Here is a 21,844-nt window from a genome sequence, read left to right on the forward strand (position 1 = left end):
GGCGGGGGTGTCCGGTTTCAGGGTGTCTGGGGGGTGAGGGTGAGGAGGGTGGCCTCTGGGGGGCAGGCGAAGCGGATGGGGGTGTAGCGGTTGGTGCCGCAGCCCGCGGAGACGTGGAGGTAGGAGGTGTGGCCCCCGGCCTGGTGGCTGGAGAGGCCCTTGACCCGCTGGGTGTCCAGGTCGCAGTTGGTGACCAGGGCGCCGTAGAAGGGGATGCACAGCTGGCCGCCGTGGGTGTGGCCCGCGAGGATCAGGGGGTAGCGGTCGGCAGTGAAGGCGTCCAGGACGCGGAGGTAGGGGGCGTGGACCACGGCCAGGGACAGGTCCGCGTCCGTCTCCGGGCCGCCGGCCACCTCGGCGTAGCGGTCGCGCTTGATGTGGGGGTCGTCCAGGCCGGTGAGGGCGATCTCGATGTCGTTCAGCTTCAGCCGGCCCCGGGTGTTCGAGAGACCGACCCAGCCTGCCGCGTCGAAGGCGTCGCGTAGCTCGTGCCAGGGGTTGTGGATCGCGCCGACGACCGGGGCGTTGCCGTTGAGGCCGTGGCGGCCGGTGGCCTTTTCCAAGAGGTAGCGGGCGGGGTTGCGCAGCTTCGGTCCGTAGTAGTCGTTCGAGCCGAAGACATACGCGCCCGGGAACTCCAGCAGCGGGCCCAGCGCGTCCAGGACCTCCGGGATGCCCGCGGGGTCCGAGAGGTTGTCGCCGGTGTTGACGACGAAGTCGGGGCGCAGTCCGGCGAGGGACTGGAGCCAGCGCTGCTTCTTGCGCTGGCCGCTGACCATGTGAATGTCGGAGATCTGGAGGACGCGCAGGGGCCGCATTCCGCTCGGGAGCACCGGGACGGTGATCCGTCGGAGCCGGAAGGACCGGACTTCGAAGCCGACCGCGTAGGCGAGGCCGGCTGCGCCGACCGCCGTGATTCCCAGAGGTACTCCGTATTGCGCGCGCATGGTCACCATGGTCGCAGAACGCGAGTGGGGGAGAAATCTTCGGGTGATTCCCGGCCAGTACTGGCAGACTCGACGCCATGACCACCACGCTCAAGTCCAGGTTGCAGGACGAACTCACCGCGGCGATCAAGGCGCGCGACGAGCTGCGCTCCTCCACTCTCCGGCTGACCCTCACCGCGATCCAGAAGGAAGAGGTCGCGGGTGAGAGCGCCCGTGAGCTGTCCGATGCCGAGGTGGAGAAGATCATCGCGCGTGAGTCGAAGAAGCGCCGCGAGGCGGCCGACGCCTTCGCCAAGGGCGGGCGGACCGAGCAGGCCGCGCGGGAGCAGGCCGAGGGCGAGGTGCTCGCCGAGTACCTGCCGAAGCCGCTGACGGACGACGAGCTGAACGCGCTGGTGGCCGAGGCCGTGCGGGAGGCCGCGGCGGCGGGTGCCGAGGGGCCGCGGGCCATGGGCGCCGTGATGAAGATCGTGAACCCCAAGATCGCCGGGCGGGCCGAGGGCGGCCGGGTCGCCGCCGCGGTGAAGCGCCAGCTCGCGGGCTGAGACCTCTTTCTCCGGCTTCCTCCGGCTTCCTCCGGCTTCCCCCGGCGATCTTCCCGGAGCCCGGGAGCCCCGGGATTCGCGGGGTTCGCGGGGTTCGCGGGGTTCGCGGGATTTTCGCTGGTGGGGCCGTGAGCGCAGACACGCTGAGGGGGCCGGGCATGACATGCCCGGCCCCCTCAGCGCTCAGTCGCCGTTCCTACGGCAGGCGCAAGCCGCCGTCCCTCTTGCCTCCGTGTCCGCCACCGTTGTGGCCCCCGCCGATCAGGTCCGGGGGAAGGGAGATGTCCGGCCAGGGGTCGTCTCCACCGTTGTCGCCGCGGCCCGGCTTGTCATGGCCCGGCTTGTCGTGGCGGTCCGGCCTGTGGTCGTCCGGGTCGTTGATCGGGACGGTGGCGAAGCCGGGCGCGGGCTTGCCCTCCAGTGCGCCGGTCATCGCGTCCTTCCAGATCGGACCCGGGGTGTCCGCGCCGTAGACCTTGTCGTGGTAGACGCCGCCGATGGTGATGTTCTCCATCTTCACGCCCTCGGCGCCCGGGCCGCCGACCCACACCGCACCCGCGAGGTTCGGGGTGTAGCCGACGAACCACGCGGCCCTTCGCTCGTCCGTGGTACCCGTCTTTCCGGCGCTCGACCGGCTCTGGAGCCCGGCCTGCTTGCCGGTGCCGTCCTCCACCACACCGCGCAGCAGGGTGTTGATGGTGTCCGCGGTCTTCTGCGACATCGCGCGCTTGCACGTGGACTTCGGGACCTTCAGCGCCTTGCCACCGGGCCCGGTGATCGACTCGATGAGGACCGGGGAGCAGTAGACACCGCGGTTGGCGAAGGTCGCGTACGCGTTGGCCATCGTGAGCGGGGAGAAGCCCTCGGTGCCGAGAGTGAGGGAGGGCACCTGGTGGTGCTCCTTGCCGTCGGCCCGCTTCGCGCCGATCTTGTCGGCCAGCGTCGTCACCGGGCAGACCCCGATCTCGCTGATCAGCTGGACGAAGTAAGTGTTGACCGACTTCGCGGTCGCCTCCTTCATCCCGTACGGGCCGACCTCGCTCTTGTTCTCGTTCTCGACCGTCGCGCCCTCGTTGTTGGTCCAGGTGCCCTTGCAGGTGCTGACCGGGCTCGGGTACTCCATCTTGTACGGCGAGGAGTAGCGCTTGTACGGCTTGGTGCCCCGCTCGATGGCGGCCGCGGCGGTGATCGGCTTGAAGGTCGAACCGACCTGGAAGCCGTAGTTCGAACCGCCCATGGACTTGTCCGCGGAGAGGTTGATCTGCGTCTCGTCCTTGCCGAAGCCGTACGGCCGGGACTGGCCCATCCCCAGCACCTTGCCGGTGCCCGGCTCGACCAGCGAGACGGCGGTGGCGACCCGGTCGGACTGGTAGACATGCGACTTGATCGAACTCTGGACCGACTTCTGTGCCTGCGGGTCCAGCGTGGTGCGGATCGTCATGCCGCCCCGGTCCCAGCGCTTGGCGCGCGCCTCGCGGGTCTTGCCGAAGGTCGGGTCGTTGTAGAACACCTCGCGGACGTAGTCACAGAAGAAGCCGGCGCCGTGGACGGCCGTGATGCAGCCGCTTCGGGGCCGGCTGACCTTCAGACCGAGCGGCTTCTTCTTGGCCGCCTCGGCCTGCGCCTGGCTGATGTCCTTCACCTCGGCCATGCGCTGGAGCACGGTGTCGCGCCGCGTCTTGGCCGTCTCCGGGTTGGCCACCGGGTCGTAGCGGCTGGGCGACTGGACGAGACCGGCCAGCAGTGCGGCCTGCTCCAGCTTGAGGTCCTTGGCGGGCTTGCTGAAGTAACGCTGGGAGGCGGCCTCGATGCCGTACGCCTGCTGCCCGAAGAAGGTGATGTTCAGGTAGTTCTCGAGGATCCGCTTCTTGCCCAGTTCCTGCTCGACCTGGATCGCGTACTTCAGTTCCTTGATCTTGCGGCCGATGGACTGCTGGGTGGCCTGGGCCACCTTCTTCTCGTCGTTGCCCGCCTCCTCGACGAAGACGTTCTTCACATACTGCTGGGTAAGGGTGGACGCACCCTGTGAGACGCCGCCGTTCTGGGCGTTCTTGTTCACGGCGCGCAGGATGCCCTTGAGGTCGACCGCCCCGTGCTTGTAGAAGCGCGCGTCCTCGATCGCGACGATCGCCTGACGCATATAGGGGGAGATGTCCTTGAGCTTCACGATGGTGCGGTCGCGGGAGTAGACCTTCGCGATCTCGCCGCCCTTGGCGTCCAGGATGGTGGTCCGCTCGCTGAGCGGCGGAGTCTTGAGATTGGCCGGAATCTCGTCGAACGCCCCGACCGTTCCCTTGGCGGCAAGGCCGAACGCCCCGACCGCGGGCAGCGCGAGCCCGGCCATGACCGCGCCGGCCAGCGCGCTGACGCCGAGGAACTTCGCGGCTTGTTGAGCGGTGGAGAGCCCCCCGCCCGAGCGCGTATTACCCATGAGGGGCAGCCTACGTGCCGAATCGCCGGACAGGGGACCGGGTGTTCGCATAAGCTGTTTCGCGCCAGCCACAGACGCACGGCTGTGCCACACCCCCACCCTCACTCACGTGAGTGATGAGACCTGCCCGGATTGCGGCCCTCTGTCCTGAGCTGCCCTTTCTTCCTTGGGTGAACTGCCCGGATTTGCACTAGTAATCGCAAATGTCGCCAGCTCACTCCGTTGGGTGATCTGCCGCGTACCCATAGTCCGTTCGGGCCATCCAAGATTGGGCCCGCAGGGGGTGTTGCGCCCTGCCCACCTTCCGTAACGTCCTCAACTGGCGACGGTGCATATGCCGTTAGTCGCCGTGGGGGAGCTCCGATTCGGGAGAGGACGGCGCCAGCATGGGCTGGGTAACCGACTGGAGTGCGCAGGCCGCCTGCCGCACTACTGATCCAGATGAACTGTTCGTCCAGGGCGCGGCACAGAACAGGGCCAAAGCGGTCTGCACCGGATGCCCGGTGCGCACCGAGTGCCTTGCGGACGCTCTGGACAACCGTGTCGAGTTCGGTGTGTGGGGAGGGATGACCGAGCGAGAGCGGCGGGCACTGCTGCGCCGTCGGCCGACGGTGACCTCTTGGCGCAGGCTGCTGGAAACCGCGCGCACCGAGTATGAGCGGAGTGCGGGCATCCTGCCCTTCGACGACGAGGAGTACGAGCGCTTCGCCGCCGTCGGATAGCGGTGGCGGGGTGAGGCATGTCCTGGAGGACGGGCGATGCGGCCCGCGGCCCAGGGGGGTCTGCCCACTCTGAGCGCGAAGCATGAGCTTGACGAGGGCGCCATGGGGGGTGCCCTCGGGCTCGGCCTCGGCGCGGGTGTGGTGGGGGTGGTGGGCGCGTTGCATCGCCGTACGGGCACGCAATTCCGTATGGGCACAGGGCGTTGCTGTCCTGTGCCCGGCACATGTGCGTCGGCACGTGTGTGTAGGCGCCGCTTGCTGGGTGGTTGCTCCTTGCTGGGGCTGCTGGGGCTGCTGGGACTGCTGGGGGTCAGCCCGCGCGTTGGGGGCGCTCCATCGGGACCGCCAAGCGCTCACCGATCGCCCGCAGCCCTGCCAGGTCGTGTACATCTCCGGGGAGTGCGGCTACTTGGGCCACCGGAACCTCGGGGTGCAGCGCCGTGAAGCGGTCGTGCGTACGCTGCTCGCGTCCGAGCACCTGCATACGCTCCGCGTGCAGCCGGAGCAGTCCCGCGGCGAGCCGCTCCGCCGACGTGTCCGCCGACGTGGGGGAGACGTCGGGGTCCGCTGCCGAGGGGTTCCGCGCTTGAGTCTTCCCTGAGTCACGATCGACAAATCCGCCGTCGGCAAGATTTTCTTCGCCGTCGCCAGAGTTGGCCGGATCACTCGCGTCCGGATCCACTTCTGCTTCCGTTTCTGGTTCCGGATCCGGAGCTGTCGCAGGGTCCGTGGCGACGTCCGCCATGGAGAGGATCTCCGCGGCCGCCAGCGCCCGTTCCGCGGAGAGCTGTTCGGCCCCGCTGCCGTGCACCCGGTTCAGCACCAGCCCGGCCAGCGGCATCCGGTCCGCCCCCAGCCGTTCGACGAAGTACGCGGCCTCGCGCAGGGCGTCCCGCTCCGGGGCGGCCACCACCAGGAAGGCTGTACCGGGAGCCTGGAGCAGCCGGTAGGTGGCCTCCGCGCGGGTGCGGAATCCGCCGAACATCGTGTCCATTGCGGCAGCGAACGTCTGTACATCGCGCAGCAGCTGTCCGCCCAGCACCTTGTTGACCGTGCCCGTCATCATCGAGACGCCCACGTTCAGGAACTTCATCCCGGCCCGGCCGCCGACCTTCGCCGGCGCCATCAGCACCCGGATGAACTTGCCGTCCAGGAACGAGCCGAGACGTTTCGGCGCATCCAGGAAATCCAGTGCCGAGCGGCTCGGCGGAGTGTCGACGATGATCAGGTCCCACTCGTCGCGGGCGCGCAACTGGCCGAGCTTCTCCATGGCCATGTACTCCTGCGTGCCCGCGAAACCGGCCGAGAGCGACTGGTAGAACGGGTTCGCCAGGATCGCGCGGGCGCGCTCGGGATCGGCGTGCGCCTCGACGAACTCGTCGAACGTCCGCTTCATGTCCAGCATCATGGCGTGCAGTTCGCCGCCGTTCTCGTCGCCGACGCCCGCCACCTTCCGCGGGATGTTGTCGAGTGCGTCGATGCCCATCGACTGGGCCAGCCGACGTGCCGGGTCGATGGTGAGGACCACGACCTTGCGGCCGCGCTCCGCGGCCCGTACGCCCAGGGCTGCGGCCGTGGTCGTCTTGCCGACGCCTCCGGAGCCGCAGCACACCACGATGCGGGTCTGCGGGTCGTCCAGGAGCGCGTCGGTCTCCAGCCGGGGTGCCACGTCCATGCTCATGCCGCCTCCTGCGTACGGCTCGTACCGCCCATCAAGCCCCTGCCGACCGTCTCGCCCGCGCGGCCCGGCCTGTCCACGCCGCGCCTGCCTGAGATCGGGCTCACCACAGCCGCCCTCACGATCGTCGCCCTCACAGCAGCCGCGCTCACCACAGCCGCAACAGCCGCGCTCACGACGGCCACTGCTTGCGCAGATCCGCCGCCAGCCGGTAGAGCCCGGCCAGGTCGATGCCGTCGGTGAGCAGCTCCAACTCGTGCAGCGGCAGCCCCAGATCGGACAGTTCGGCCCGCTGCGTCCGCTCCAGCCCGACCCGTTCCGCATGCTCGCGCGCCTGCTCCAGCAACGGATCGACCAGGCGCTCGGCGAGGCCGCCACGGCGCGCGCCGCCCAGACCCGCCTGCGAGAGCGCCTTCGCGACCGCCGCGCGCTGCCCGTTCGCGGCGATCTCGACGGCGTCGTGGTCGAGGATCGCGGGCCGCACCATGTTGATGACGACCGCGCCGGTCGGCAGGCCGTCGGCGCGCAGTTCCGCGATGCCGTCCGCGGTCTCCTGGACCGGCATCTCCTCCAGCAGCGTCACCAGGTGGACCGCCGTCTGGGGAGACTTCAGGACGCGCATCACGGCCTGTGCCTGGTTGTGTATCGGGCCGGTCCGGGCCAGCCCCGCCACCTCGTGGTTGACGTTCAGGAAGCGGGTGATCCGGCCGGTGGGCGGGGCGTCCATGACCACGGAGTCGTAGACGAATTTCCCGTCTTTGCCCTTGCGGCGGACCGCCTCGCACGCCTTGCCGGTCAGCAGCACGTCGCGCAGCCCGGGGGCGATCGTGGTCGCGAAGTCGATCGCGCCCAGCTTCTTGAGGGCGCGTCCGGCCGAGCCCAGCTTGTAGAACATATGGAGGTAGTCGAGGAGGGCGTACTCCGGATCGATCGCGAGAGCGTGCACCTCACCACCGCCCGGCGCGGTAGCGATCTTCCGCTCCTCGTAGGGCAGCGCTTCCGTCTCGAAGAGCTGCGCGATGCCCTGGCGGCCTTCGACCTCAACCAGCAGCGTGCGCTTGCCATCGGCCGCGAGGGCCAGCGCGAGTGCCGCGGCGACCGTGGTCTTGCCGGTTCCGCCCTTGCCACTGACGACATGGAGCCTGCTCACACTGGGGAGCCTAACCAGTCGCCCCACGGGCTACGCACGAGGCCCCGGCGGAGAGGCATTACAGTCGGGCTCATGACGAAGTGGGAATACGCGACCGTGCCGCTGCTGGTACACGCCACAAAGCAGATTCTGGACACCTGGGGCGAGGACGGCTGGGAGCTGGTCCAGGTCGTTCCGGGGCCGAACAACCCCGAGCAGCTGGTGGCCTACCTGAAGCGGGAGAAGGCATGAGCGCCGTCGAGGACAAGCTCGCCGGGCTCGGTCTGACGCTGCCCGAGGTCGCGGCGCCCCTCGCCTCGTACGTGCCCGCGATCCGCACCGGTTCGTACATCTACACGGCGGGTCAGCTGCCTCTGGTCGAGGGCAAGCTGGGCGTGACCGGCAAGGTCGGCGCCGAGGTGACCCCGGAGGAGGCCAAGGAGCTGGCGCGGATCTGCGCGCTGAACGCCCTGGCCGCCGTGAAGTCCGTCGTGGGCGATCTCGACAAGGTCGTGCGGGTGGTCAAGGTCGTCGGTTTCGTGGCCTCGGCACCGGACTTCACCGGGCAGCCGGGTGTGGTCAACGGCACAAGCGAGCTGCTGGGCCAGGTGCTGGGCGACGCGGGTGTGCACGCGCGCAGCGCGGTCGGTGTGGCGGTGCTGCCGCTCGACGCGCCGGTCGAGGTCGAGATCCAGGTCGAGGTCGCGGACTAGCGGCACGGGGCGAGGCCGGACTCAGGTGGAGGTCGCGGACCGGTCCGGTCGGCGCATCATCTGGATCCGGCCACCGGTCCCGGTCGGGGGCGGTGGGTGCCCCTCGAACATCCGCCCACAAACGCATAGCATCCGGCCATGTCCACTACGAATGGCCAGTGGTACCCGCCCGAGTGGCCTGAGCGGATCCGGCTGTTGTCGGCCGGAGAGCTCACACCGGTGACGCCGCGCCGGGCCGCCACCGTGCTGCTGCTGCGGGACGGACAGGACGGGCGGGACGGGGACGGCGTTTACGCATCCGAGCGGCTCGAGAGTGCCGCGCAGGATGCCGGGGGTGATGGGGGAACCGACGAAGCGACCGGCGGGATCGGGACGACCCGGGGCACCGGAACCACCGTGAACACCGGGAACACCGGGAACACCGGCGCGACCGAGAAGACGGGGGAGACGGGGGAGACCGGGGAGCGCGGCGAGTCCGCGGGGCCCGGGGAATCCGTCAGCGACGGGCGGGACGCCCCTGGTGGCCCCGCCGTCTACATGCTGCGCAGACGCGCCTCCATGGCCTTTGCCGGAGGCGCGTACGCCTATCCGGGCGGCTCCGTCGATCCGCGCGACGAGCGGATGGTCGCCTGGGCCGGGCCCTCGCGCGCCCAGTGGGCGCAGCGGCTGGGGCTCGACGCGAACGACGGGACGCAGGCGCAGGCCATCGTGTGCGCGGCGGTCCGCGAGACCTTCGAGGAAGCGGGCGTGCTGCTCGCCGGGCCCACCCCGCACACGGTCGTCGCGGACACCACGGGCGACGACTGGGAGGCGGACCGCGCGGCGCTGGTCGCCCGCGACCTGTCGTTCGCCGAGTTCCTCGACCGCCGAGGGCTGGTGCTCCGCTCGGACCTGCTGGGCTGCTGGGCCCGCTGGATCACCCCGGAGTTCGAACCGCGCCGCTATGACACCTGGTTCTTCGTGGCCGCGCTGCCGCGGGGGCAGCGCACCCGCAACGCCTCCACGGAAGCGGACCGGACGGTGTGGATCCGGCCGGGTGCGGCGGCCGACGGCTACGACCGTGGTGAGCTGCTGATGATGCCGCCGACCATCGCGACCCTGCGCCAGCTGCGGCCGTACGGCTCGGTCGGCGAGGCGCTGGCCGCGGCCGCCGACCGCGATCTGACCCCGGTCCTCGCGCAGGCGCGGCTGGAGAACGGTGAGCTGGTGCTGAGCTGGCCGGGCCACGACGAGTTCACCAAGCACATCTGGACGGGCGCGACGGGCGCGACGGGCGCGACGGGCGCGACGGGTCCGGCTGGTCCGGCGGGCCCGGAAGGCACCACGGGTACCACGGGTACCACGGGTACCACGGGTACCACGGGTACCACGGGCACCACGGGGGGATCCTCCGCATGACGAACGCAGCCTCGCTGCCCGGTCAGCCGCGCGGAGGCGCGATCGGCGGCCCGGCCACCGACCGGGCCGTCTGCGTCCTGGCGCCGAACCCCTCGCCCATGACGTTGGACGGCACCAACACCTGGATCGTCGCCGAGCCGGACTCCGACCTCGCCGTGGTCATCGACCCCGGGCCGCTCGACGATGCCCACCTCACCGAGGTCATCGCCACCGTGGAGCGGGCGGGCAAGCGCGTCGCGCTGACGCTGCTCACCCACGGCCACGCGGACCACGCGGAGGGCGCGGCGCGCTTCGCCGAGCTGACGCGGACGCGGGTACGCGCCCTGGACCCGGCGCTGCGGCTGGGGGACGAGGGGCTGGAGCTGGGGGATGTCATAACCACCGGCGGGCTGGAACTGCGGGTGGTGCCCACGCCCGGCCATACGGCCGACTCGCTGTGCTTCCACCTCCCGGCCGACGGGGCGGTCCTCACGGGTGACACGGTGCTCGGGCGCGGTACGACCGTGGTCGCGCACCCGGACGGGCGGCTGGGCGACTATCTGGACTCGCTGCGCAGACTGCGCTCGATGACGGTGGACGACGGGGTGTCCACGGTGCTGCCGGGCCACGGGCCGGTGCTGAACGACGCGCGGGGCGCGGTGGAGTACTACCTCGCGCACCGGGCCAACCGGCTGGCGCAGGTGGAGACCGCTGTGGAGGACGGACATCGCACACCCGATGAGGTCGTGGCGCATGTGTACGCGGATGTGGACCGGTCGCTGTGGCCCGCGGCGGAGCTGTCGGTCCGGGCTCAGCTGGACTATCTGCGGGAGCACGGGCTGATCTGAGCGGGGCGGGGAGCGCAGGGCACAGGGCACAGGGCGCGGGCGCTCGAGCAGGGCGCTCGTCAGACTGCGCGCCCCCTGCGGGACAGTACGCGCCCGCGCGAAGGCGCACGGAGGCGTACGGGGAGTGGTCACGGGCCAGGTCGGGCCTTCATCCGCCAGGGAACGTTCCCGGGCGCCCTGAGCGCGCTCCGCGCCCGTTCCCTGGACGAGGCGAAACGGGAGAGACAAACCGAAGGGCCCCGGCCGGGAGATCCGGCAGGGGCCCTTCGGTTCTGGCTTCCGTGATGCGGGAAGCAACTTCCGTGATGCGGTCCCGCATCGTCCTGTCAGCGGGAGCGCTTCGCGAGGCGCTCGACGTCGAGCAGGATCACGGCACGGGCCTCCAGTCGCAGCCAGCCACGGCCCGCGAAGTCGGCGAGCGCCTTGTTGACCGTCTCGCGGGAGGCGCCGACCAGCTGGGCCAGCTCCTCCTGGGTCAGGTCATGGACGACGTGGATGCCCTCCTCCGACTGCACGCCGAAGCGGCGCGAGAGGTCCAGCAGCGCGCGGGCGACACGGCCGGGGACGTCGGAGAAGACCAGGTCGGACATCTGGTCGTTGGTCCTGCGCAGTCGGCGTGCCACGGCGCGCAGCAGCGCGGACGCGACCTCGGGCCGGGCGTTCAGCCACGGCTGGAGGTCGCCGTGACCCAGGCCGAGCAGCTTCACCTCGGTGAGGGCGGTGGCGGTGGCGGTGCGCGGGCCGGGGTCGAACAGCGACAGCTCGCCGATCAGCTCGCCGGGGCCGAGCACGGCCAGCATGTTCTCGCGGCCGTCGGGAGAGGTGCGGTGCAGCTTCACCTTGCCCTCGGTGACCACGTACAGGCGGTCGCCGGGGTCCCCTTCGTGGAAGAGTGCGTCACCCCGCGCGAGGGTGACCTCTCCCATGGAGGCGCGCAGCTCAGCGGCCTGCTCGTCATCGAGCGCCGCGAAGAGCGGGGCGCGCCGCAGAACGTCGTCCACGAGTCTCTCCTTGTCGACATGCACAGGGGACCGTCGTCCCCATGATGCCGGACGGTAAAACAGTGCGATCAATCACAAGTTTGACGCACCGGCCTTCCGGACCGAACGGCAGGGGTCCGATTGAGCGCCTCTCCGCTCTGCTCGGGCCGGATGTCGGCGCCTGGGCTTAGGCTGGCCGGGTGTCCAATACGCCGGTGAGAGCACAGGGCAAGGGGGCCGGACGGGTGACCGCACCTCGCAATTCCGCTGTCGGCGAACAGCGGCGCGCCAAGTCGACGAAAGTGGCGAAGGCGGGCAAATCAACCACCACCTCCACGGACACGTCCGCGTCTCCGGCCCGGTCCAAAACGAAGCCTGCGGCCAAGACCGAGCCTGCGTCCAACGCCAAGCCGGTGTCCAACGCCAAGCCTGCGTCCAACGCCAAGCCGACGTCCGGCGACACCAAGACCGAGTCCCGTCTCGCGCTCGTCCGCCGCGCCCGGCGGATCAATCGCGAGCTCGCCGAGGTGTATCCGTACGCCCATCCCGAGCTGGACTTCGACAACCCGTTCCAGCTGCTGGTCGCCACGGTCCTGTCCGCCCAGACCACCGATCTGCGGGTCAACCAGACCACCCCGGCGCTCTTCGCCGCCTATCCGACCCCCGAGGACATGGCGGCCGCCGACCCCGAGGTGCTGGAGCAGCTGATCCGGCCGACCGGCTTCTTCCGCGCCAAGGCCAAGTCGCTGCTGGGCCTGTCCGCCGCGCTGCGCGACCGCTTCGGCGGTGAGGTGCCGGGCCGGCTGAAGGACCTGGTGACGCTGCCCGGCGTCGGCCGCAAGACGGCCAATGTGGTGCTCGGCAATGCCTTCGGGGTGCCGGGTCTGACCGTGGACACCCACTTCGGGCGGCTGGTGCGGCGCTGGAAGTGGACCGATCAGGAGGATCCGGAGAAGGTCGAGGCGGAGATCGCCGCGCTCTTCCCGAAGAGCGAGTGGACGATGCTCTCGCACCGCATCATCTTCCACGGCCGCCGTGTCTGCCACGCCCGCAAGCCCGCCTGCGGCGCCTGCCCGATCGCCCCGCTCTGCCCGGCGTACGGCGAGGGCGAGACGGACCCCGACAAGGCGAAGAAGCTGCTGAAGTACGAGATGGGTGGCCAGCCCGGTCAGCGGCTGCGTCCCCCGGCCGACTACCCGGGCCCGCCCGCGGCCCCGCTGGGAGCCGCCGAGTGACGAGCACATACGGCGGAGAGGTGCGGGTCAGCGCGCAGGGGCTGCCCGAGTGGCTGCTGCCCCTGGCCCGTGCGGCCGAGACGATCGAGCCGTCCCAGCTGAGCAGGTTTCTGCCGCCCCGGGCCGGAGGCCGCCCGTCCGCCGTGCTGGTGCTCTTCGGGGAGGGGGCGCACGGTCCCGAGCTGCTGCTGATGGAGCGGTCCGGTTCGCTGCGCTCCCACGCCGGCCAGCCCTCGTTCCCCGGGGGTGCGCTCGACCCGGAGGACGGCGATCCGGACGGTCCGGGCCCGCTGCGCGCCGCGCTGCGCGAGGCCGAGGAGGAGACCGGGCTCGACCCCGCGGGGGTCCAGGTGTTCAGCGTGCTGCCCCGGCTCTACATCCCGGTCAGCGGGTTCGTGGTCACACCGGTGCTGGGCTGGTGGCACCGGCCGAGCCCGGTCGGGCCGGTGGATCCGGGGGAGACGGCCCGGGTCTTCAGCGTGCCCGTGGCGGATCTCACGGATCCGGCGAATCGGGCGACCACAGCGCATCCGAGTGGTCACACAGGGCCCGCGTTTCTGGTCGGAGGAGCTTTGGTCTGGGGTTTCACCGCCGGAGTGATCGATCGCATACTGCATTTCGCGGGATGGGAACGGCCCTGGGACCGAGCCAAGCGCGTCCCGCTCGATTGGCGTGCATGAGACGGTGTCTCGGTGAATGTGCTGGATTTCCTGCTGCTGCTCGCCGCCGTGTGGTTCGCGATCATCGGCTATCGCCAGGGCTTCGTCGTCGGCGTGCTGTCGGTGACGGGGTTCATCGGCGGTGGGCTGGTCGCGGTCTATCTGCTGCCGGTCATCTGGGACGGGGCGACCGACAGAGCGTCCCCCGGCACATTCGGCGCCGTCGTGGCGCTCGCCCTGGTGATCGTGTGCGCTTCGGTCGGGCAGGCGGCCACCACCCACCTGGGAAACAAGCTGCGCCGGTACATCACCTGGTCACCGGCGCGCGCCCTGGACGCCACGGGCGGCGCCCTGGTGAACGTGCTGGCGATGCTGATGGTGGCCTGGCTGATCGGCTCCCTGGTGGCCGGGACCTCGCTCCCCACGGTCGGCAAGGAGGTCCGCAACTCCAAGGTGCTGCTCGGGGTCGACCAGGTCGTCCCGGACCGGGCGAACACCTGGTTCACCGACTTCTCCTCGGTGCTCGCCCAGAACGGCTTCCCGCAGGTCTTCGCGCCCTTCGCCAACGAGCGGATCACCTCGGTGCCCCAGCCGGACCCCGCGCTCGCGCAGTCCCCGGTGGCCACCCGCGCCCAGCAGAGCATCGTGAAGGTGGTGGGCACCGCCCCCAGCTGCGGCAAGGTCTTGGAGGGCAGCGGCTTCGTCTACGCCCCGCACCGGGTGATGACCAACGCGCACGTCGTCGGCGGGGTCGACGAGCCGACCGTCCAGATAGGCGGCGAGGGCCGGCTCTACGACGCGAAGGTCGTGCTCTACGACTGGAAGCGCGATATCGCGGTCCTCGACGTGCCCTCGCTGAGCGCACCGGCGCTCCAGTTCGCCCAGGAGGACGCGACCAGCGGCGATGACGCGATCGTCGCCGGTTTCCCGGAGAACGGCGCCTTCGACGTACGCGCGGCGCGGGTCCGCGACCGTATCGATGCCAACGGCCCGGACATCTACCACCGGGGCACCGTCAACCGCGATGTGTACTCGCTGTACGCGACCGTGCGCCAGGGCAACTCCGGAGGCCCGCTGCTCACCCCGGAGGGCCGGGTGTACGGCGTGGTCTTCGCCAAGTCCCTCGACGACGCGGACACCGGGTACGCGCTGACGGCGGACGAGGTGGCCCAGGACGCCCAGCAGGGGCGTTCGGCCGAGCAGCCGGTGGACAGCCAGGGGTGCGCCCTCTAGGCCCTGTCCGGCGGGTCTTGTCGGGCCCGCGACGCCTGGCACCGCGCCCCCAGCTACCGCTGGGAGGTGCCCCCGGCTGCGTTGTCGAAAGTCGCCCGAGTACGCCCAGTACGAGGTCGATCCTCCGCCTTGCGATCCACGGCACCAGACGCTGCGGGCTGCTCTTCAAAGACCCACCGGACAGGGGCTACGCAGTACGGGGCGCGCCCCCAGCGGTGCGCCCTCATTCTGTCGGGCACGTCGCAGCTACCGTCGGTGACGGTGGTGGTGCCTTTGACGCCTAGCGGCCGCGTGGATGGCGCAGCCGTGCCGACACCCAGCGGGCACGGCGGCGGATGATGCGGGGAATCCCGATATGGGGGTCATGGCCTTGGGTAGGCCCGGAGCCGCCCCGCTCGGAAACGCTCAGCGCGGCATTGGCAGCAGCGGCGGCTTCGGAGCCGCGGCCGCTTGGTGCGTCACGGTAGTCGTGAGTCCAGCCCATACGCCGGAGTCTGCCCCTGGCCCAAGGTCCGTAATCGCCGCTGGCTGCGGCAATTGGCCTATGCGCCAGGCAATTGGCTGTTCGTAAGACACCTGTTCGCACGGTCGCCATGGGGTGGTCGCTATCCGCACACCGGGCCCCACTCAGCGGTGCTCGGCCGTGCTCCACTGGAGGCTGGTGAGCCACCCGCCGACGATCCCCAGGGGAGAATCTCAGCGGTCCGGTTCGGGGTCCTTCAGCCAGTTGATCAGCTCGGTGGAGAAGGCGGTCGGGTCCTCCTCATGGGGGAAGTGACCGAGCCCGTCGAAGAGCCGCCAGCGGTACGGCGCCTCCACATACTCCCCGGAGCCTGCCGCGCTGCGGGTGCGCATCACCGGGTCGAGTGATCCGTGCAAGTGCAGCGTCGGCACCCGCACCGGACGCTTCATCCGCCGGTTGAACTGGAAACCGTCCGGTCGCGCCAGCGAGCGCACCATCCAGCGGTACGGCTCGATCGAGCAGTGCGCGGTCGAGGGGATGCACATCGCCCGCCGGTAGACCTGGACGGTCTCGTCATCGGGCAGCTGAGGACCGGACCAGTCGCGGATCAGCTCTCCCACGGCCGCCGCGTCGTCCGCGACCATCTGGCGCTCGGGCAGCCAGGGCCGCTGGAAGCCCCAGATGTGGGAGCTGGCGGCGCTCTGCCGGACGTCCGCGAGCATGGCCGAGCGCCAGCGGCGCGGGTGCGGCATCGAGGCCACCGCCAGCCGCCGGACCAGCTTCGGCCGCATCACCGCGGCCGTCCACGCCAGATATCCGCCCAGGTCATGGCCGACGAGCGCGGCGTCCGGCTCACCCAGCGAGCGCACCACCCCGGTGATGTCGAGGGCGAGGTTGGCCGGGTCGTAGCCACGGGGCGTACGGTCGCTACCGCCCACCCCGCGCAGATCCATCGCGACCGCGCGGTAGCCGGCGTCGGCGAGTGCGGTCAGCTGGTGCCGCCAGGTCCACCAGAACTGCGGAAAGCCGTGGAGCAGCATCACCAGCGGGCCGTCGCCCAGCTCGGCGATGTGGAAACGCGCGCCGTTGGCCGCGATGTCCCGGTGGGTCCAGGGGCCGTCGAGCCGTACGACCGACGCGGAGGTATCAGGGACGGTCATGCCGACGAGCGTGTCACATCCCGTGCGGAGCGTCCGCCGTTGCTCGATGCACGCGGATGCGGCTTGACGCTCCCCAGGACCGCGGCCGTCTCCTTGGACGAGGCGATGGACTTCTTGGGCGGCTTGACCTTCTTGAACTTCACCAGCGCCAGCAGGCCCAGGATTCCGGCGATCAGCCAGTAGATACCGCCCACGATCAGGAAGCACCAGGCGAGGCCGAGACCGGTCCAGGAGCGCAGACCGTAGGCGAGGGCGAAGCTGAGCACCGGCAGCGAGAACAGCAGCAGCACCCCGGCCGCGATACCGGCACCGCTGCCGACCGCGGCGCGCTTGACCCCCACCCGGAGCTCGGCCTTGGCCAGCGCGATTTCGTCGTGCACCAGCGCGGACAGCTCGGTGGTCGCCGAGGCCACCAGCTGGCCGAGGCTGCGGTTGCCGCCGTCGTCGGCTGCGCTCATCGCCATCTCCCTCTGCTCTTGTACGTCTTCCGCTCGCTGCGATGTGCCGCGTTGTACGCGCTTGCTGCCTCTTCTGCGCGATTCCGCGGATGTCAAGCCTCTCAGATCATGCCGGACCATCGTCGTCGGAGTCCCCAGCGGCGGCCATTTCGGCAAGCCGCCGGTGTTCGGCGGCCTTCGCCTCATGGATCGCGGCCATCCGAAGGTGGTATTCCGGGCTGTCGAGTTCATAGATGTCGGGGATGCCATCCATGTCGTCGTCCCGGTCCTCCTCCTGACACAGTCGCCGATACGTGTTGTTGCGCATCTTGAGGAGGACGCCCGCGACCAGCGCGGCGCACAGCGACCCGATGAGCACCGCCGCCTTGATCTCCTCGGTGAGCACCGGGTCACCGGGGAAGGCGAGTTCGCCGATGAGGAGCGAGACGGTGAAGCCGATTCCGGCGAGTGAGGCGACCGCGAGCACATCGCCCCAGGCCAGGTCCTCGTTGAGCTCGGCCTTGGTGAAGCGGGCGGCCAGCCAGGAGCCGCCGAAGACACCGACGGTCTTGCCCACGACGAGTCCGAGGACAACGCCGAGCGTCTCGGGGCGGGTGAAGACGTCCGCGACCGCACCGCTGGATATGGGCACTCCGGCGGCGAACAGGGCGAACAGCGGCACCGCCAGGCCCGCCGACAACGGTCGTACCCGGTGCTCGATGCGCTCCGCGGGGGAGCGCTCCTCGCCGTCGTGCACGGTGCAGCGCAGCATCAGGCCCATCGCGACGCCCGCGACGGTGGCGTGCACCCCGCTGGCATGCATCAGGGCCCAGATCACCACGGCGAGCGGTACGTAGACATAGCTGCCGCGTACGCCCTTGCGGTGCAGCAGCCAGAAGAGGGCGAGTCCGGCGAAGGACAGCACGAGGGGGAGGAGGTGGATGTTCCTGGTGAAGAAGATCGCGATGATCAGGATTGCGCCGAGGTCGTCGACCACGGCGAGGGTGAGCAGGAACGCGCGCAGGGCGGCGGGCAGCGCGGTGCCGATGACCGCGAGGACGGCGAGCGCGAAGGCGATATCGGTGGCGGTCGGTACCGCCCAGCCCTGGAGGCTGCCGCCTCCGGCCGCGCCGACGGCGACGTAGACCAGCGCGGGTATGGCCATCCCGCACACGGCGGCGACCACGGGCAGTGCGGCCGCCTTGGGGTCGCGCAGCTCTCCGGCGACCAGCTCGCGCTTGAGCTCGATCCCGGCCACGAAGAAGAAGATGGTCAGCAGACCGTCGGTGGCCCAGGAGGCGACCGACAGATGCAGATGCAGCGCCTCGGGGCCGAAGGAGAACTCTTTGACGTCGGTGTAGAAACCGCTGAGCGGGGTGTTCGCGAGGATCAGCGCGGCGATGGCGGCGACGAGCAGGATGACGCCGCCGACGGTCTCGGTGCGCAGTGCGTCGGTGACGAACGTCCGCTCGGGGAGCGACTGACGTCCGAGGAAGGTGCGGCGGGCGGGCGCGGCCACGTGCGGGCCTCCTGAGGTCGGTGGGGCAGATACACAGGTGGTGTGTGCCGACCAGACTTCCCGGCTCGCCTCTTCACTCTTGTCGCGGTTTTGACGCGACGGATCTCAACTTTAACCCGGATAGGTGAGGGGCGCTCCCGCCGGGCGGGAGCGCCCCCTATCTGTACACCGCGCTGACCTGGTCCGGAGAGCTGGCCGCTCAGTCCTCGCTGGACGCGGCAGGCAGCTTGCTCTGGATCAGCTCCATGACGGAGGAGTCGGTGAGCGTGGTGACATCGCCCAGGGCGCGGTTCTCGGCGACATCGCGCAGCAGACGGCGCATGATCTTGCCGGAGCGGGTCTTCGGCAGCTCGGCCACCGGCAGGATCCGCTTGGGCTTGGCGATCGGGCCGAGCTGCTTGGCGACATGCGCCCGCAACTCCTCGACCAGGCCCTCGTCCTCGGCCGCGCTACCGCGCAGGATCACAAAGGCACAGATGGCCTGGGTGGTCTGCGGGTCCGTCGCCCCGACCACCGCGGCCTCGGCGACCTTGGGGTGCGAGACGAGCGCCGACTCGACCTCGGTGGTGGAGATGTTGTGGCCGGAGACCAGCATCACATCGTCGACCCGGCCGAGCAGCCAGATATCGCCGTCGTCGTCCTTCTTGGCGCCGTCGCCCGCGAAGTAGCGCTTCTCGAAACGGGACCAGTAGGTGTCCAGGTACCGCTGGTCGTCACCCCAGATCGTCCGGAGCATGGACGGCCACGGCTCGGTGAGCACCAGATAGCCGCCCGCGCCGTTCGGCACCTCGTTGGCATCGTCGTCGACGACGGTGGCGGAGATGCCCGGGAGCGGGACCTGCGCCGAGCCGGGCTTGGTGGCGGTGACGCCCGGCAGGGGCGTGATCATGATGCCGCCGGTCTCGGTCTGCCACCAGGTGTCGACCACGGGCGCCTGGTCCGCGCCGATGTGCTTGCGGTACCAGATCCAGGCCTCGGGGTTGATCGGCTCGCCGACCGAGCCGAGGATCCGCAGTGACGACAGATCGAACTTGGCCGGGATGTCGTCGCCCCACTTCATGCAGGCGCGGATCGCGGTCGGGGCGGTGTACAGGATGGTGACCCCGTACTTCTGGACGATCTCCCACCAGCGGCCCTGGTGCGGGGTGTCCGGGGTGCCCTCGTAGAGCACCTCCGTGGCGCCGTTGGAGAGCGGGCCGTAGACGATGTACGAGTGGCCGGTGACCCAGCCGACGTCCGCGGTGCACCAGTAGACGTCCGTCTCCGGCTTGAGGTCGAAGACGGCGTGGTGGGTGTAGGAGACCTGGGTGAGATAGCCGCCGGTGGTGTGCAGGATGCCCTTCGGCTTACCGGTCGTGCCCGAGGTGTAGAGGATGAACAGCGGGTGCTCGGCATCGAACGCCTCGGGGGTGTGCTGCTCCGGCTGGCGGTCGACGATCTCGTGCCACCACACATCGCGGCCCTCGCTCCAGGCCACGTCCTGGCCGGTGCGCCGGACCACCAGCACGCTGCGCACATGCTCCGTACCGGGGCGGGTCAGGGCCTCGTCGACGGCGGGCTTGAGCGCGGACGGCTTGCCGCGGCGGTAGCCGCCGTCGGCGGTGATGACGACGCGGGCGTCGGCGTCCTGGATGCGGGTGGCGAGAGCGTCGGCCGAGAAGCCGCCGAAGACCACGGAGTGCGGGGCGCCGATACGGGCGCAGGCCAGCATCGCGACCACGGTCTGGGGGATCATCGGCATATAGATGGCGACCCGGTCGCCCGCCTGGACCCCCAACTCGGTGAGGGCGTGCGCCGCTTGGGAGACCTCACGCTGGAGCTCGGCGTAGGTCAGGGAGCGGGTGTCGCCGGGCTCCCCTTCGAAGTGGAGCGCGACGCGGTCGCCCAAACCGTTCTCGACATGGCGGTCGACGCAGTTGTACGCGACATTGAGCTTGCCGTCGGCGAACCACTTCGCGAACGGCGGATTGGACCAGTCGAGTGTCTCATTCGGCTCGGTCGCCCAGGTCAGCCGACGGGCCTGCTCGGCCCAGAAGCCCAGGCGGTCCGCCTTTGCCCGCTCATACGCCTCAGCAGTGACATTGGCGCTGGCAGCAAGCTCGGCGGGCGGCGCGAAGCGACGCTCCTCCCGAAGAAGGTTGGCCAGGCTTTCGTTGCTCACGACATCTCCCAATCCCAGGGTGTCCGTTGTGTCCCGGGCCATAGCTCATCAGCCCGCGGTACTCCCTGACAAGGGTTGTCGAAAATTGGTTTAGACCTGTAATGAGGGTTGTTGATCACCTCACCCCCAGCGCACCCGGGGCGGCTTCGCTGTACACCCCGTCGCCGTTCGCGCTCACACAGGGGCTGGTCATCGGCACGCCGTCGCCCGCCCGGACGGCCAGGAACCGGCGGGAACCGGCCTCCAGGACGTAGGTCTGGGTTTCTGCCACATGGAAGTACATCCCGTGCAGCGTCAGATTGCCCTCCGCCACCCGCTGGGCGACACAGGGATGTGCCCGGAGGTGGTCGAGCTGCTGGATCACATTGATCAGCGCCAGCCGCTCCACATCGTCGGCCACCGGCCGGTCGGCCAGCGCGACCTCGCCGCGGCCCAGTCGCCCGATCCGCTCCATACGGGCCAGCGCTGGCCGCCCGTGGCGCAGCCAGCGCGCGAGCGGGGTCTGCCCGCCGCCACGGTCGACCGGGTCCGCGCCCTGGGGCCGGGGCGGGGCTGAGCTCCCGGGTGGATCCGCGGCCTCCGCTTTCTTCGCGGCCTCCACAGCCTCTGCGGCCTCCGCCGTCTCGGGAGTCTCGGCCGACTTGGGGGGCTCGGGCGCCGACGACGGCTTGACCGGGGCCGAGGTCGACGAGCCGAGCAGCGCCTGCATCGCCCCGCATCCGGAGTGGCCGCAGACCGTGATGCTGCCGACCTTCAGCACCTCCACCGCGTACTCGATCGCCGCGCCCACCGAATCGCAGGAGTCATCGGTGCCCGGTGGCGGCACCAGATTGCCCACATTGCGCACGGTGAACAGATCGCCGGGCCCACTGGAGGTGATCATGCTGGTCACCAGACGGGAGTCGGCGCAGGTGAGGAAGAGCTGACGGGGCCGCTGCCCTTCGCGCGCCAGCCGGGCCAGCTCCTCGCGCACCAGCGGTGCGGTGTTGCGCTGGAACGCGCTGACCCCGCCGAGCAGTTGGCCGCCGTCGGGTCTGCCGCCCGGCCCCTCTGCCGAGCCGGGGTGGGTGCACCGGTGGTCCCGCCACGGTGTCCATGGCCGGCAGCCACGGACAGTGATCGGCTCCGCGGTCGGCCGCCCCGCTCGCCCGCCATGGCCGGCCTGCCCGTCGAGGGCGTTCGGACCATGGATGGTGCCCCCGCCGCTCCGCTCCCGGCGCAGCGGAACACCGCCGAGCAGCACGGAGACCGCTCCGCCGCCGAGGGCGGCCATCAGCCCGGCCTCGAGCGGGGCTCCGGCGACCAGTGCGATACCCAGGGAGAGGGGAACGGCGATCAGGAAGACGGCGATCGAGGCGGAGAGAGCCGTGCGGCGTGAGGTTCCGCCGAGCCGGTCCAAGAGTTTCACCATTCCCGTCCTCTCCGGGGCTTCGTGGTCGCGGACGCAACACGGTCATGGGAGGCGGTCTGAGGCGCCACGGTCTGCTGTATCGCCGACTCCCAAGCGTTGGTAAATGAATGGTAATTCTGAGTAAAGTCCGCGGGAAGTATTTCGGGGTGAGCTGTGCCGACATTCCATCTATCGGGTGAATAGTCATTTGAAATGC

Annotated in this window: 19 protein-coding genes and 2 pseudogenes; 10 read left to right on the plus strand and 11 right to left on the minus strand. The window is 70.2% G+C overall.

Annotation, left to right across the window (positions count from 1 at the left end):
- Window positions 1-17: 17 nt before the first annotated feature.
- Window positions 18-947, minus strand: a complete 930-nt coding sequence (locus tag AC4BEG_RS18070; RefSeq protein ID WP_490706885.1) for a metallophosphoesterase — start codon at window positions 945-947, stop codon at window positions 18-20.
- A 77-nt stretch (window positions 948-1,024) separates the two neighbouring features.
- Between AC4BEG_RS18070 and AC4BEG_RS18075 the strand changes: the two genes are divergently transcribed.
- Window positions 1,025-1,492 carry a GatB/YqeY domain-containing protein gene (locus AC4BEG_RS18075; protein WP_490706886.1) on the plus strand — a complete coding sequence of 156 codons (468 nt, stop codon included), beginning with the start codon at window positions 1,025-1,027 and terminating at the stop codon, window positions 1,490-1,492.
- Between the two features lie 196 nt (window positions 1,493-1,688).
- On the opposite strand, the gene AC4BEG_RS18080 is transcribed toward AC4BEG_RS18075, so the two are convergent.
- Complete coding sequence (locus tag AC4BEG_RS18080; RefSeq protein ID WP_490706887.1) at window positions 1,689-3,923, minus strand: transglycosylase domain-containing protein; 2,235 nt, start codon at window positions 3,921-3,923, stop codon at window positions 1,689-1,691.
- Window positions 3,924-4,309: 386 nt separating this feature from the next.
- Here AC4BEG_RS18080 and AC4BEG_RS18085 point away from each other — a divergent pair, with 386 nt between their 5' ends.
- A complete protein-coding gene (locus AC4BEG_RS18085; RefSeq protein ID WP_030829787.1) occupies window positions 4,310-4,645 on the plus strand; it encodes a WhiB family transcriptional regulator in 336 nt (111 codons plus the stop codon).
- Window positions 4,646-4,955: 310 nt separating this feature from the next.
- On the opposite strand, the gene bagB is transcribed toward AC4BEG_RS18085, so the two are convergent.
- Window positions 4,956-6,326, minus strand: coding sequence for an ATPase BagB (gene bagB, locus AC4BEG_RS18090; protein WP_490706888.1), 1,371 nt, complete (start codon window positions 6,324-6,326; stop codon window positions 4,956-4,958).
- 169 nt (window positions 6,327-6,495) lie between these two features.
- Complete coding sequence (gene bagA / locus AC4BEG_RS18095) at window positions 6,496-7,473, minus strand: ATPase BagA (protein ID WP_490706889.1); 978 nt, start codon at window positions 7,471-7,473, stop codon at window positions 6,496-6,498.
- Between the two features lie 72 nt (window positions 7,474-7,545).
- Here bagA and sp36 point away from each other — a divergent pair, with 72 nt between their 5' ends.
- From sp36 to AC4BEG_RS18120, 5 genes and pseudogenes are all read left to right on the plus strand, one after another.
- Window positions 7,546-7,704, plus strand: coding sequence for a Sp36 family protein (gene sp36, locus AC4BEG_RS18100; protein ID WP_003967454.1), 159 nt, complete (start codon window positions 7,546-7,548; stop codon window positions 7,702-7,704).
- On the plus strand, window positions 7,701-8,165 hold the full coding sequence (locus tag AC4BEG_RS18105; protein ID WP_490706890.1) for a RidA family protein: 465 nt from the start codon (window positions 7,701-7,703) through the stop codon (window positions 8,163-8,165). The genes sp36 and AC4BEG_RS18105 overlap by 4 nt, the downstream gene beginning before the upstream one ends.
- A 138-nt stretch (window positions 8,166-8,303) precedes the next feature.
- Window positions 8,304-8,426, plus strand: a pseudogene (locus tag AC4BEG_RS18110) (NUDIX hydrolase); the annotation flags it as partial.
- Between the two features lie 135 nt (window positions 8,427-8,561).
- A complete protein-coding gene (locus tag AC4BEG_RS18115) occupies window positions 8,562-9,563 on the plus strand; it encodes an NUDIX hydrolase (protein ID WP_490707115.1) in 1,002 nt (333 codons plus the stop codon).
- A complete protein-coding gene (locus AC4BEG_RS18120; RefSeq protein WP_490706891.1) occupies window positions 9,560-10,390 on the plus strand; it encodes an MBL fold metallo-hydrolase in 831 nt (276 codons plus the stop codon). Before AC4BEG_RS18115 ends, AC4BEG_RS18120 begins: the two co-directional genes overlap by 4 nt.
- A gap of 326 nt (window positions 10,391-10,716) precedes the next feature.
- On the opposite strand, the gene AC4BEG_RS18125 is transcribed toward AC4BEG_RS18120, so the two are convergent.
- Entirely contained in the window at window positions 10,717-11,391 is a 675-nt protein-coding gene (locus AC4BEG_RS18125; RefSeq protein WP_201870436.1) for a Crp/Fnr family transcriptional regulator, read from the minus strand.
- Window positions 11,392-11,783: 392 nt separating this feature from the next.
- Between AC4BEG_RS18125 and nth the strand changes: the two genes are divergently transcribed.
- Genes nth through AC4BEG_RS18140 form a run of 3 tightly spaced genes read left to right on the plus strand, consistent with a single transcriptional unit; the run spans window position 11,784 to window position 14,497 of the window.
- Window positions 11,784-12,605, plus strand: coding sequence for an endonuclease III (gene nth / locus AC4BEG_RS18130; protein WP_490707116.1), 822 nt, complete (start codon window positions 11,784-11,786; stop codon window positions 12,603-12,605).
- Entirely contained in the window at window positions 12,602-13,285 is a 684-nt protein-coding gene (locus AC4BEG_RS18135; protein WP_490706892.1) for an NUDIX hydrolase, read from the plus strand. The genes nth and AC4BEG_RS18135 overlap by 4 nt, the downstream gene beginning before the upstream one ends.
- Window positions 13,286-13,297: 12 nt before the next feature.
- Window positions 13,298-14,497: a MarP family serine protease gene (locus AC4BEG_RS18140; RefSeq protein ID WP_490706893.1), complete on the plus strand. Its 1,200-nt coding sequence runs from the start codon at window positions 13,298-13,300 to the stop codon at window positions 14,495-14,497.
- Between the two features lie 280 nt (window positions 14,498-14,777).
- Here the strand turns inward: AC4BEG_RS18140 and AC4BEG_RS18145 are convergent, their stop codons facing one another.
- From AC4BEG_RS18145 to AC4BEG_RS18170, 6 genes and pseudogenes are all read right to left on the minus strand, one after another.
- The gene (locus tag AC4BEG_RS18145; protein ID WP_490706894.1) at window positions 14,778-14,981 is read right to left on the minus strand and encodes a hypothetical protein; all 204 of its coding nucleotides are present in this window, start codon (window positions 14,979-14,981) and stop codon (window positions 14,778-14,780) included.
- Between the two features lie 212 nt (window positions 14,982-15,193).
- Window positions 15,194-16,120, minus strand: a complete 927-nt coding sequence (locus tag AC4BEG_RS18150) for an alpha/beta fold hydrolase (protein ID WP_490706895.1) — start codon at window positions 16,118-16,120, stop codon at window positions 15,194-15,196.
- Window positions 16,117-16,578, minus strand: coding sequence for a phage holin family protein (locus AC4BEG_RS18155; protein WP_490706896.1), 462 nt, complete (start codon window positions 16,576-16,578; stop codon window positions 16,117-16,119). Before AC4BEG_RS18155 ends, AC4BEG_RS18150 begins: the two co-directional genes overlap by 4 nt.
- A 106-nt stretch (window positions 16,579-16,684) precedes the next feature.
- A complete protein-coding gene (gene nhaA, locus AC4BEG_RS18160; RefSeq protein ID WP_490706897.1) occupies window positions 16,685-18,076 on the minus strand; it encodes a Na+/H+ antiporter NhaA in 1,392 nt (463 codons plus the stop codon).
- A 199-nt stretch (window positions 18,077-18,275) separates the two neighbouring features.
- The gene (gene acs / locus AC4BEG_RS18165; RefSeq protein ID WP_490706898.1) at window positions 18,276-20,237 is read right to left on the minus strand and encodes an acetate--CoA ligase; all 1,962 of its coding nucleotides are present in this window, start codon (window positions 20,235-20,237) and stop codon (window positions 18,276-18,278) included.
- Between the two features lie 115 nt (window positions 20,238-20,352).
- Window positions 20,353-21,414: pseudogene (locus AC4BEG_RS18170) on the minus strand (carbonic anhydrase); the annotation flags it as partial.
- Window positions 21,415-21,844 lie beyond the last annotated feature (430 nt).

It is taken from the genome of Streptomyces sp. JLBJ103 (assembly GCF_058215575.1).

Bases quoted from the DNA above. Each gene is read 5' to 3' on its own strand.
- AC4BEG_RS18080 (WP_490706887.1), bottom strand. From the start codon at position 3,923: ATGGGTAATACGCGCTCGGGCGGGGGGCTCTCCACCGCTCAACAAGCC.
- AC4BEG_RS18070 (WP_490706885.1), bottom strand. From the start codon at position 947: ATGCGCGCGCAATACGGAGTACCTCTGGGAATCACGGCGGTCGGCGCA.
- AC4BEG_RS18120 (WP_490706891.1), top strand. From the start codon at position 9,560: ATGACGAACGCAGCCTCGCTGCCCGGTCAGCCGCGCGGAGGCGCGATC.
- AC4BEG_RS18085 (WP_030829787.1), top strand. From the start codon at position 4,310: ATGGGCTGGGTAACCGACTGGAGTGCGCAGGCCGCCTGCCGCACTACT.
- AC4BEG_RS18155 (WP_490706896.1), bottom strand. From the start codon at position 16,578: ATGAGCGCAGCCGACGACGGCGGCAACCGCAGCCTCGGCCAGCTGGTG.
- AC4BEG_RS18075 (WP_490706886.1), top strand. From the start codon at position 1,025: ATGACCACCACGCTCAAGTCCAGGTTGCAGGACGAACTCACCGCGGCG.
- sp36 (WP_003967454.1), top strand. From the start codon at position 7,546: ATGACGAAGTGGGAATACGCGACCGTGCCGCTGCTGGTACACGCCACA.
- bagB (WP_490706888.1), bottom strand. From the start codon at position 6,326: ATGAGCATGGACGTGGCACCCCGGCTGGAGACCGACGCGCTCCTGGAC.
- AC4BEG_RS18150 (WP_490706895.1), bottom strand. From the start codon at position 16,120: ATGACCGTCCCTGATACCTCCGCGTCGGTCGTACGGCTCGACGGCCCC.
- AC4BEG_RS18105 (WP_490706890.1), top strand. From the start codon at position 7,701: ATGAGCGCCGTCGAGGACAAGCTCGCCGGGCTCGGTCTGACGCTGCCC.
- AC4BEG_RS18145 (WP_490706894.1), bottom strand. From the start codon at position 14,981: ATGGGCTGGACTCACGACTACCGTGACGCACCAAGCGGCCGCGGCTCC.